The sequence below is a fragment of the Rheinheimera hassiensis genome (genome assembly GCF_022436675.1).
GTDB classification, from domain to species: domain Bacteria; phylum Pseudomonadota; class Gammaproteobacteria; order Enterobacterales; family Alteromonadaceae; genus Alishewanella; species Alishewanella hassiensis.
This window is the reverse complement of sequence record NZ_JAKUJZ010000008.1, coordinates 176766-186385: the sequence shown is the minus strand read 5'-3', so window position 1 is coordinate 186385 and position 9620 is coordinate 176766. Positions and strand designations below refer to the sequence as shown.

At 46.7% G+C, this 9620-nt stretch carries 13 protein-coding genes and 1 pseudogene; 4 read left to right on the top strand and 10 right to left on the bottom strand.

The annotated features are described in order from the left end of the window. Both MJX74_RS18055 and MJX74_RS18050 read right to left on the bottom strand, forming a co-directional pair. Positions 1-170 (bottom strand): annotated as a pseudogene (locus tag MJX74_RS18055) (IS630 family transposase); the annotation flags it as partial. A gap of 90 nt (positions 171-260) precedes the next feature. Further along, entirely contained in the window at positions 261-1064 is an 804-nt protein-coding gene (locus tag MJX74_RS18050; protein WP_240224411.1) for a helix-turn-helix transcriptional regulator, read from the bottom strand. A gap of 112 nt (positions 1065-1176) precedes the next feature. Between MJX74_RS18050 and MJX74_RS18045 the strand changes: the two genes are divergently transcribed. After that, positions 1177-2388 carry an MFS transporter gene (locus tag MJX74_RS18045; protein ID WP_240224410.1) on the top strand — a complete coding sequence of 404 codons (1212 nt, stop codon included), beginning with the start codon at positions 1177-1179 and terminating at the stop codon, positions 2386-2388. A 411-nt stretch (positions 2389-2799) separates the two neighbouring features. Here MJX74_RS18045 and MJX74_RS18040 read toward each other — a convergent pair whose 3' ends face one another. Together MJX74_RS18040 and MJX74_RS18035 are read right to left on the bottom strand one after the other, a co-directional pair. Continuing rightward, positions 2800-3282: a hypothetical protein gene (locus MJX74_RS18040; protein ID WP_240224409.1), complete on the bottom strand. Its 483-nt coding sequence runs from the start codon at positions 3280-3282 to the stop codon at positions 2800-2802. Further along, positions 3252-3887 (bottom strand): hypothetical protein, encoded by a 636-nt coding sequence (locus tag MJX74_RS18035; RefSeq protein WP_240224408.1) that lies wholly within the window; start codon positions 3885-3887, stop codon positions 3252-3254. Before MJX74_RS18035 ends, MJX74_RS18040 begins: the two co-directional genes overlap by 31 nt. 207 nt (positions 3888-4094) lie before the next feature. On the opposite strand from MJX74_RS18035, the gene MJX74_RS18030 reads away from it, so the two are divergent. Further along, a complete protein-coding gene (locus MJX74_RS18030; protein ID WP_240224407.1) occupies positions 4095-5129 on the top strand; it encodes a nuclease-related domain-containing protein in 1035 nt (344 codons plus the stop codon). Between the two features lie 51 nt (positions 5130-5180). On the opposite strand, the gene MJX74_RS18025 is transcribed toward MJX74_RS18030, so the two are convergent. The 5 genes from MJX74_RS18025 to MJX74_RS18005 form a co-directional block, all read right to left on the bottom strand. Then, positions 5181-5897, bottom strand: coding sequence for an NYN domain-containing protein (locus MJX74_RS18025; RefSeq protein ID WP_240224406.1), 717 nt, complete (start codon positions 5895-5897; stop codon positions 5181-5183). A gap of 226 nt (positions 5898-6123) precedes the next feature. Then, a complete protein-coding gene (locus MJX74_RS18020; RefSeq protein ID WP_240224405.1) occupies positions 6124-6282 on the bottom strand; it encodes a YhfG family protein in 159 nt (52 codons plus the stop codon). A gap of 110 nt (positions 6283-6392) precedes the next feature. Next, positions 6393-6824 carry a hypothetical protein gene (locus MJX74_RS18015; RefSeq protein ID WP_240224404.1) on the bottom strand — a complete coding sequence of 144 codons (432 nt, stop codon included), beginning with the start codon at positions 6822-6824 and terminating at the stop codon, positions 6393-6395. Between the two features lie 543 nt (positions 6825-7367). Continuing rightward, a complete protein-coding gene (locus MJX74_RS18010; protein WP_240224403.1) occupies positions 7368-7757 on the bottom strand; it encodes a GreA/GreB family elongation factor in 390 nt (129 codons plus the stop codon). A 356-nt stretch (positions 7758-8113) separates the two neighbouring features. Beyond that, on the bottom strand, positions 8114-8443 hold the full coding sequence (locus MJX74_RS18005; protein ID WP_240224402.1) for a hypothetical protein: 330 nt from the start codon (positions 8441-8443) through the stop codon (positions 8114-8116). Between the two features lie 258 nt (positions 8444-8701). Here MJX74_RS18005 and MJX74_RS18000 point away from each other — a divergent pair, with 258 nt between their 5' ends. Beyond that, positions 8702-9106 carry a guanyl-specific ribonuclease gene (locus tag MJX74_RS18000; RefSeq protein ID WP_240224401.1) on the top strand — a complete coding sequence of 135 codons (405 nt, stop codon included), beginning with the start codon at positions 8702-8704 and terminating at the stop codon, positions 9104-9106. Further along, positions 9103-9456: a barstar family protein gene (locus MJX74_RS17995; protein WP_240224400.1), complete on the top strand. Its 354-nt coding sequence runs from the start codon at positions 9103-9105 to the stop codon at positions 9454-9456. The genes MJX74_RS18000 and MJX74_RS17995 overlap by 4 nt, the downstream gene beginning before the upstream one ends. Here the strand turns inward: MJX74_RS17995 and MJX74_RS17990 are convergent. After that, positions 9443-9532 (bottom strand): Rho-binding antiterminator, encoded by a 90-nt coding sequence (locus tag MJX74_RS17990; RefSeq protein ID WP_240224399.1) that lies wholly within the window; start codon positions 9530-9532, stop codon positions 9443-9445. The two genes, MJX74_RS17995 and MJX74_RS17990, sit on opposite strands and share 14 nt — an antisense overlap. Between the last annotated feature and the right edge of the window lie 88 nt (positions 9533-9620).

The window sequence follows — 9620 nt, the reverse complement described above, 5'->3', positions numbered from 1 at the left end:
CCGATTTTCGGGTTCAGGTGGATATCCAACTCATCTTCATAAAACACCGGATGCTCAGCGCTGCAATTATTCAATGCTTCATATATCGCTGCCAGTTTCTCCGCTTTAGCCGGGTCTTTTATCCGCAGTGTTGGTGCGGCTCTGCGCCAGACTATGCCAGCCTTAATTAGCTGCTACCCATAGGTTTAACAGCAGACCTGCTGTAGTATTGCCAATAATGCGCTGCCTGAAGAGCTCATGCACCTTTGAGGCTGGGCTGTTTATTGCTGCTGTTGGGCATACACCATCAGTTTTAGATGACGATCGGCATCGATGGTCATTGAAGTATGTTCAAAAATAAGCTTATTCCCATCAACCAGAAATGCGCTTACTTCCTGACAGGGTTCTTGAACATCATGCTGTTGCCAACCTAGCTTAAATTCAGGTGAAGCTTTTTGTAAGTTGCTTATCAATGCCTGAATATCGGCTTCTTTGGTTGCATGCGCATAGTCGCGCCGAAAGCTTGCCAGTAGTTGAGCTGCCTGAGTTTCCCAATCAAATAAAGAGGCTCGTAACTGACTATCGGTAAAGCACATCCACAATAAATTACGTTCTGCTGGGCTATGGCGGTGAAAACCGAATACTTGGTCGGCCGGGGGGTTATAAGCCAGTACATCCCAGCGAAGATTAAGCACATAACAGGGATGCGGTGCTAAATCTGCCATTAACCGCAGTACAAGTGGAGGCACCTGACAAAAGGTTTTGCCGGGTTCAGCGGGCAACCGTTCGTGTGCCAGTAGAAATAGATGTCGACGTTCAGCAGCATCCAGTTTAAGCACACGCGCCAGATTATCAAGAAAAACCGCAGATACACCAATATCTCTACCTTGTTCCAGCCAGGTATACCAGGTCAAACCAACGCCAGCTAGTGCAGCCACTTCTTCCCGGCGCAGGCCCGGGGTTCGGCGCCTGTTACCACTGGGTAGGCCCACATCAGCCGGGGTAAGTTGTTCACGCTTGGCACGCAAGAAAGCGGCAAGCTCTTCGCGGGTACGTTTCAATTTATTAATCACGATTTTATTCATAGTTTTTTAGCGCAGTGCAACTGTTGCTTTAAGTAATAGCATAAATTGTTAAATTGTAACAGTTTAATTGGAGTAATAGACTAGGCGCTTTTCCCATCTGGAGAGCTAAATAATGTGTAAAACCCATGATTATCGTGATGCAAATAGGTCGGTTAACAGCGCTAAGGCTCCGGCATTAGCTACGGTTTACCTGATTGCCCTGGGCGCCTTTGCGCTTGGTATGGCGTCGTATGTTACCGCAGGGCTTATTCCGATGATTGAGCAAGCTTTCAGTGTGTCTGTTGCTGTTTCTGCGCAGTTAGTAACGGCTTTTACGCTTGCTTATGGTATCGGTTCGCCGGTGGTGGTGGCATTATTGCCAGGCAATCACCAACGTAACGGCTTATTGACCGCATTGTTGGTATTTGTTGTGGCGAATGCGGCCAGTGCGCTGGCTACAGATTTTACCTGGTTACTATTTTGTCGCGTGTTGGCGGGAATAGGTTCGGGTGTTTATTTGGCTTTGGGGATTGCGGCTGTCGCTTCGGTTTCTCCTGAAAGTCGGGGCAAAGCTATTGCTACGGTAATGGGAGGCATGGCTGCAGGTACGGTATTAGGTGTACCGGTTGGGCTGGTGCTGGCAGAGCAATTGGGCTGGGCGTCGGCATTATGGCTGGTAGCGTTGCTTGGCATGATCGCGTTAGTGGGGCTATTCTGGCGCCTGCCTGCGCTACCAGGTGCTGATTTTATTCCTTTTCATCGTAAGTTGTCGCTGTTGCTGGATGGCCAGGTCACAATGATTCTTTTGGTGTCTTTGCTGGCAGCGATTTCAAGCCTGGGTATGTATACCTTTTTGGCGGTGCTGATCGCAAGCTATGATAGCTCGGCATCGGTTACGCCTTTTTTGTGGGTATGGGGGATTGGCGGGGTATTAGGGAGCTTTTTAATCGGGCCTTTTGCTGATCACTTTGGAGGCTCGAAAATGACTTTGCTAATCATGTTGGCGCTAACACTGTCATTTTTATTGCTGCCTGTATTGGCTCGCTGGGACCTATGGCTGGCTATCTTGCCAATAGTGCTTTGGGGGGCTGCTGGTTGGGCATTACAAGTACCACAAAATAATCAGTTACTTTATGAACGCGAGGCGCGAGGCGATGGTAACCTGGCTGTTGCGCTCAATGAGTCGGCACTATATCTGGGTAGTGCTATTGGTGCTGCATTAGGTGGCTTGGCACTTTTGTTAGAGGTGCCGATAGGCATGTTGGCTATTTGTGCCGGGGCTATCGCTTTAGTGGGGGCTTTACTGCAGCTGATTAACTTGCGCAAAAATGCTGGTAGTTATTAGTTTGATACTACAACCACGGGATTCAAATTGGTAAACACTTAGTGGCAGATTTTTAATGTACTCAATATGACTACGAAGCTGCAAATTTTCTGGGTCTTCGCAGGCCTGAAGCGTAAAGGTCGCGTTAACGATTTAAAGTAAGTAATTAATGAAATCCTGGCTGCTAAGTATTGCACTGGCAATAAGTATTTTTCTGGGGATTAGCTGGTACAAGGAATGTGGGTTACTGCCAAATGAATCGATGGGGTCAGTGACATTGGTATTGCGAGAATTTTAAACTCAGAATACAAAACCAGCGCCTAGTATGCCTGCCCTCATTATCAGCCAGCCTGTCGTCACTTGATGATATTCAGTCGTGCGGTCTTCGGCCGCTTTATTAGCCAAATATCAAATTCGACTTAACCTTAAATCTCAACCCAGAACCGCATAAGTTAACATTAACGCCGCGGTTAAAACTGCCGCCAGCCGGAATTTACTAAAAGCCTTACCCACGAAAAACATCGGGTAGTAAATAGCTGCAACCGGTATTGCCAGATACACCAGCAAAATAAGTGGTGAGCTGCCAAGTTCATTGCCTGGCTGTTTATGGATATGGTAGCTGTAGCCATATAACAAAATGACTTGGAGTAGCCCAAGCAACATATAGCTTTTGCTGTGGCTAACCTTGCTAAGGGCGCTGATTACTGTTGCCAACAGGGCCGGAACAAGGCACCAGACGCTGAGAAAACCAGCCACTAAATACCAGTCATCACTGGCCAGCGGGTAGGTAATATCCTGACTTAAGCCGCGCAGTATTGCGATAAGTGCAACAATGACAAACAGCAGTGCAGTTGTTGAAACAGCGCGTGCCAGGGTGTCAGGAATTAACGATAAGCCGGATTTTGCACTGTGCATGGATTACATAGCCCCTTGAAATACATTTGATGGATGCGAACATCGTGCGCAGCATCTGCACCATTGAAGTCACCAAGCTTGCGTCTTGTCTTTGCATCGCTCGGTAAATCAGCAGGCACTACGTCAAGAATAGAGTTTGTCCAGCTGTTACTGTTCTTACCAAACCATGGTGGTGGATATGCTATGGGCTGACTGCCTTCATTTACAACATAAAAATCTATTGCTGTCAGAATTGCCTGAGCCAATTGTTGTTCTGTGTAACCTTGTCGGGGATGGATACGCCTTGCCTCAGCCTTTTGATAGCCAAACTGGCCGGATAAGATCGACGCTTCGCCACCAAAGTACTCAATAGCGCATGACAAGTCTGCCCGCTCGAATGGCACAAAAGTAAGCCGGTTATATTTTGGTGCTGATGTTCCGGTAGATGCGACATTCTGGGCGCCCAATACGAGGCCATATTGCTTGCCGATTTTACGGCTGCTTAGTGTCTGATTGGAGTGCGACAAGCGAAAAGTTTGTTGTGAATCGCCGGTTAAAATAACAAAGAATTGGTGCCGACCTACCGGCACACCATTCAAATCGCGCGCTAACAGATATATTTCCATAATTTGCCTCCGTGCTATTAGAACAAATACATAAGCTATCAACTGATAATAATGCAAAATTGCAAATATGTAACTTATTTGTTCTTTTTGTGGCTGTGGAATGGGTTTTATTTAATTAGCTACAACTATCATAGAGCTTAGACATTGCTTATTGCTCATAGCTTTTTACCCTGCTAGCATCAGCATTCCATAAATCAGGGACGTTTTATGCGCTGGATGCGTTTTGCTTTACCGCTATTACTGCCTATCTCCCCGCTGGCCTTTGGCCAAAAGCAATACACCGAAGCGGCGTGTTTGCTGCTGCAGCACCAAATGGTGCAATTTTCAGCTCAGCCGAATAGCCATAACTACCAAAGCGCTAAGCGGGAAGTTGATAACCACTGCCAAAACCCGATACCGGCACCGGTAAAAGATTTGGTGCTTACTAATATTCCAGCCAAAACCATCACCGTTGGCAGCGTTAAAAACACTGTAACAACAAAGCCGGTTAACGCTAATGTTGCTGTTAAAGCCGCAACACCGCCGCCGGTTAAACCGGCGCCTGCCGTGCCGCCAAAGCCTGCTGATGTGCTAAAAGCACTATTTGCCCCTGTGCTGGCACTGCTGGGCGGCATGCTGGCATTTGTGCTGCTGTTTGCCATTGTTATTGGTTTGCTGGCGTTTCTCGCTGGCCGTTATGCCGCGCGCATCAAAGGCGCGCTTGGCGAGTGGGCGCTACACCGGGTTTTGGTGAGCGAGCTACCAGCCAGCTATCAGCACTATCGCAATTTGGTAATACCGGCAGAAAAAGGTGATTTTACCGAGGTAGACCACCTGGTATTAAGCCCCTTTGGTATCTTTGTTATAGCGGTTAAAAACTACCGTGGCTGGATTTTTGGCGGTGAAAAGCAACCAAAGTGGACGGTACAGCGCTTTCGCAGCAAGCATCAGTTTATGAACCCGCTGCACCAAAACTATAAACACACTGAAGCGGTTAAACAGCTGCTTGGTTTAAGCGGCAAAGACGGCGATAGCGTGCACTCAGTTGTTGCTTTTAGCCTGCGCGCGCAGTTTAAATTTCAAATACCGCAAAACGTAATGTATACCGAGTTGGTAGGGGATTACATTAACCGCTTCACTCAGCCGTGTTTTAGCGATGACCAGCTGCTCCAGTTTAGCGCTAGGTTAAATATGGCCAAGGCAGGCAAAAAAGTGCTGAGTAAATTGCACCTGGCTCAGGTAAGAAAGCGTGAGGCGGCTTAGCTATCAACCGTTAAAAATGGTATCGGACATAGCACCGCTATTTGCATTTATTTATTGAGCATTTGCCGCGTCATCTGTATCGCTTTGGCCGTGTGCAGCAGCTCCATTTTGTTTTGTTCGATAAGTGCTGCGTAAGCCATCGATATGTTCGTTTAGCTTTGCCGGAACAACTTGCCACATGGGATCAAGGATAAAATCGACTCCTTCGCGTCGGGCCAACTTTGCTGCGGGCACAAAATCAGAGTCTCCGGCGATGAGGATAATTTGGTTAACCTGCTGCTTTAAGGTCAGCGTAGTGATATCAATACCAATACGCATGTCTACGCCTTTTTGACGGGTACTGATAGTAACCTCTGACTCCAGCAAAGGAGCCGTTGCTAAGTTGCGCTGACCTTTTAATATGGACTGAGCTACCAATGGTTTTATCACCCATTCCGAAGCCTTCGACAGTTCGCCAAGCCTTAAAGCCAGTTTGCGTTTTTTCAGCAGTCGCTGATGTAGTTCAAGTCGAAATTTAGCTTCGTCAGATTTTGAAAAATCAATTGCAAGGCGAGAAACCGGGTTGTGCATTTTCTTTTCCAACGGGGCGCAGTCATAGAAAAATATTCTATAAAGTGAACGCTCGGCCCGTTCTCCGTCTTTTAAATGCAGCATCGCGCAGCGTACAGCTAAATCGGCGATACGCTGAGCGTTAAAGTAGTTTGCGGGCTCAAAATGGCGGATGCGCTTTATAAAAAAAGCGCCGTCGATCAATATCGCGGTAGACATTTGCTTTAGCTCTAAATAGAAAAACCCCGAGGCTCGGCATGCATCTAGATAGTTGATGCAAGCTTACTGCTCAGGGTTGGATGGCGTAATCGTAGCAATCGGTTGATATAGCGTCAACACAAGATGTGATATTTACAACGCTCGAGGGCAGTTTCAATGATACAAAGCTCAATGTGGAGTCAGTTGCAAAAATAATTGGATCAGATTATCCTGCAATACGCCGTATTTATCGCGCATACTTACGGCGTAACTGCTCTATGGTTTTATCAGTGTTCTCTTTTTTCAACACCATGCCTTCGTACTGCAGACTGGTCTGGTAGTTCTGCTGTTTAGGCTTAAACTTAACCGGTTTTTCTTTAACGCTGTGGGAATAAGGCTTAGTCATATTTCCTCCTGACAGTGGCTAAAGTTTACTCTGTTACTGCCGTAACTGCCAGTTTGTGGCTATATCTCAATTGCAACTGAACTGCCTGAATGTGACGAGACAGCGATGTTTTACTCATACTGCTGGCATTCAAATACCAGCTGGCCCGTGGGATAGGGTTCAGCTTTATCGCCATAGTGCAGCAGTTCTAATCGGCCGTGATGCTTGCCGCTGCCGGGGCTAAAATAAGATGCACTATAGGCCCTTACCGGCGCAGCGGGGGCTGGTGGCTGTACCTCCAGATAAAAATCCAGAATATGCGGTACATCGGTAATATCTGTGCGGTTAACACTAACTAGAAAAGTATGGTCTTTTACAGTGAACAGTGGCTTGGCGGCAGGATTTGCGGCATCCAGTATTACTGTGCGCTCTTCTATGTCGTCCAGACTGAAACCGGGATAATCCAGCGGGATCAGGTGACAGTTTAGTTCCAGTTGTATGAGGCTGGCCTGTGCTGTTGTGCTTAACAAGCCTAAAAACGCAGTGATCAGGATTTTGGGCATAAAGCGGAGTCCTTACTGTAGGTGGTAAAGGTGGTGCGTGCCTGATGCTGGGGGATAAGTCAGGCTTTTACAGTGACAGCGCGACCATCGCGCAAGCCCCGTATGATGTTTTTCAGGGTAACAGAAGTTACTGTTCAAACAAGTGCCGGGTGGCTTCCATTTGCTGGTGTAATATACGTAATCATGGCCTGGCATTATGAGGCGTAATAAACCCTGATGATCAGGCCTGGAAAGTTAAAGTTTGGTTCTTAAATAGGGGCAAGTCCGTTTGCACCCTCAGAGGTTATTGGCTAATTACTTAAGCGTCGTTAGTACGCTTCTCACGTTTAAGCCGGCGCTTTTCTTTAATGTCGTGTTGCGGCTTCTTTTTGGTATTTTGCTTACTCATGAAAATACTCCTGAACAATAACCAGCTAGTGTTGCAGTCGCAGCGGGCTACAATCTTGGCTGGCGTATCACTATTGTGCAAAACCGTGCTGCGAGCCTAAGTGCTTCAAATTGAAACCTCCTTTGAATATGGGTGATATTGCGTTTTACCCGGCGTTATAAGTCACCGAGGATATCCGTAATAAGAAAATGCACGTTAACGCCCGGGATTTTCAACTTTACCTGTTCACCAATTCCTTTGCCCAGCATGGCTTGTCCAAGTGGTGATAGCTCGGATAGCTCTCCTTTGCTTATATCTGGGTCAGGGGTTGTGACCAGTTTGAAACAACAGCGTAGTTCATCCTGCATTGATACCAGCTGCACCGTGCAACCTGCCGCTGCATGCAAAGCTACGTTTTTTTGCGCAGCTGCACGTAACCGTGCTGGGCGGCTAAGGGATTGTTGTTGAATTACCGGTGATATAGGTGAATGACCGGAAGGTAATAATGTTTGCCGGGCGGTTACGTTTAGCAAGCCGGGATCTGCCCAGAACTGACGCAATAGCATTCAGCCTCCAATATAAGTAGAAGAGGTTATAACGGTGAAAGATTAGTTGTTTAAAGGTGTCACTACCGGACGCAACAAGTGCGCCCGGTTTAAGGCTGGAAGGCGAGAGGGAAGTTCTGTATGAGGTTTATTACGCTAAACAAAGTTAATTTCTCATGTAAAAAGTACCGGGTACCAATGGCGACAACCATAGCCATTTAGCAAACTTAAAGCAACCCATGTTTGCAACCTCTTTGATGATAAGACGATGTTTTGTTGCCAACAACTAAATCCAGGCTGGCATAGTTGCCGCTGAGACTGTGCAAAACGTAAGGCGCACCATATACCAACGGGATAAATATAAACAAGGCAGGCAATCAGAACAATGCTGCAACCAGCTGCCAGCGGGGTAAATCAGAATTACTGAAGACATCCGTGCGAATGGACTCCGGTTGCTTAGTTTCCAGATACCAAAGCCAGAATAAATATACTGTAGCCGCTGTGCTTAACGCTAAAGCTAAAAGTTGTAACGCGGAAAATAAAGCCGGAGTAATTAGCATATTGGTTACGGTACCAATAAGCATCAAGGGCAATATCAGCACGCCGAATATCATCACACATACATGCACATAGCGATTGGTATTGTGGCCAAATATCAAATAGCTGGCGGTATTGGCCAGGTGGACTTCCCCTGAAACAGTTGCCAATGTCAGTATGCGTGGCATTTTTAACGTTGAGGGTCAGGCCCAATTGTTAATTGGTACAACGCAAAGCCAAATGTGGCGTTGGATGCTACATAGCGGCTAACTAAGCTGCATATGCAGCAAGTTACGATGAAAACATAAATTCGACCTGAAACTGCTGCAATGTATTACCGGCGGAGCAGCAATTTCTGTTGTTAAATCTGATGAAAGCTGGGTATTGTTTGTAACGATTAAGCTAAACAAGGTTGAAAAGGATTTCTGATGAAAAAGTTTCTATTGATATTGCTGGTGCTGGCTGGCATCTACCATTTTCAAGGTAGCAATTTAAGCGATAGCTTTAATGGCGGTTCTCAACAGGCCGTAACGCAGCAGAGCGACAGCCCGCCACAACATCTGTTTGCTCAGGAGCGTGAGCTAGAAAAAACGCTACTGCGGATCCGTGATAACGGCCCTTTTCCTTATGATCGTGATGGCATTACTTTTCACAACAGAGAACGCCTGTTGCCGATTAAACCCAGCGGTTACTACCGCGAATATACGGTTGATACGCCAGGCCTGTCACACCGGGGGCCGAGGCGGGTAGTTACCGGTGGTAATCCGCCGGACGTGTATTATTACACCGAAGATCATTACAGCTCATTTCGAATAATTTCTGGTGCGCCATGACATATCAAGACAATAACGGCAGTGTTTTGCTGCAGCATATCGCAGCGCCGTCGGATGCCATTTGCCTTGCTAAAGATGGCATGCTAAGCAAACAGGCAATAATGGCCAGCCTGCAACGGCATTTTTCGTTTCCCGATTATTTTGGCGCAAATTTAGATGCCGCTTATGATCTGTTGCTGGATATTGTGGATACCCTGACTGAGCCAACTGTGTGGCGTTTTTGCACCGGTAGCCAGGTAACAACTGATTATGATGCGCTTGCCAACTGGCAGCAATTAATGCAAGACGTGATGCAATACGCTGGTAGCAAAGGAGTAAAGCTGCAGGTTGAGTTATTTATTGAACCTTAGGAGATAGGTTCAGCTTTAGCAGGTAACGGTACAGGCAGACAATTTCAATATAATCATGTAAGTCAAAGTTAAGCATTTCAGAATTTGGCAGCAGCTTTGCGCGTGTTATCTGCGCATAAAATTTGCGCTATACTGCTGCTTATTAAATAACAGCGGAGCTTGAG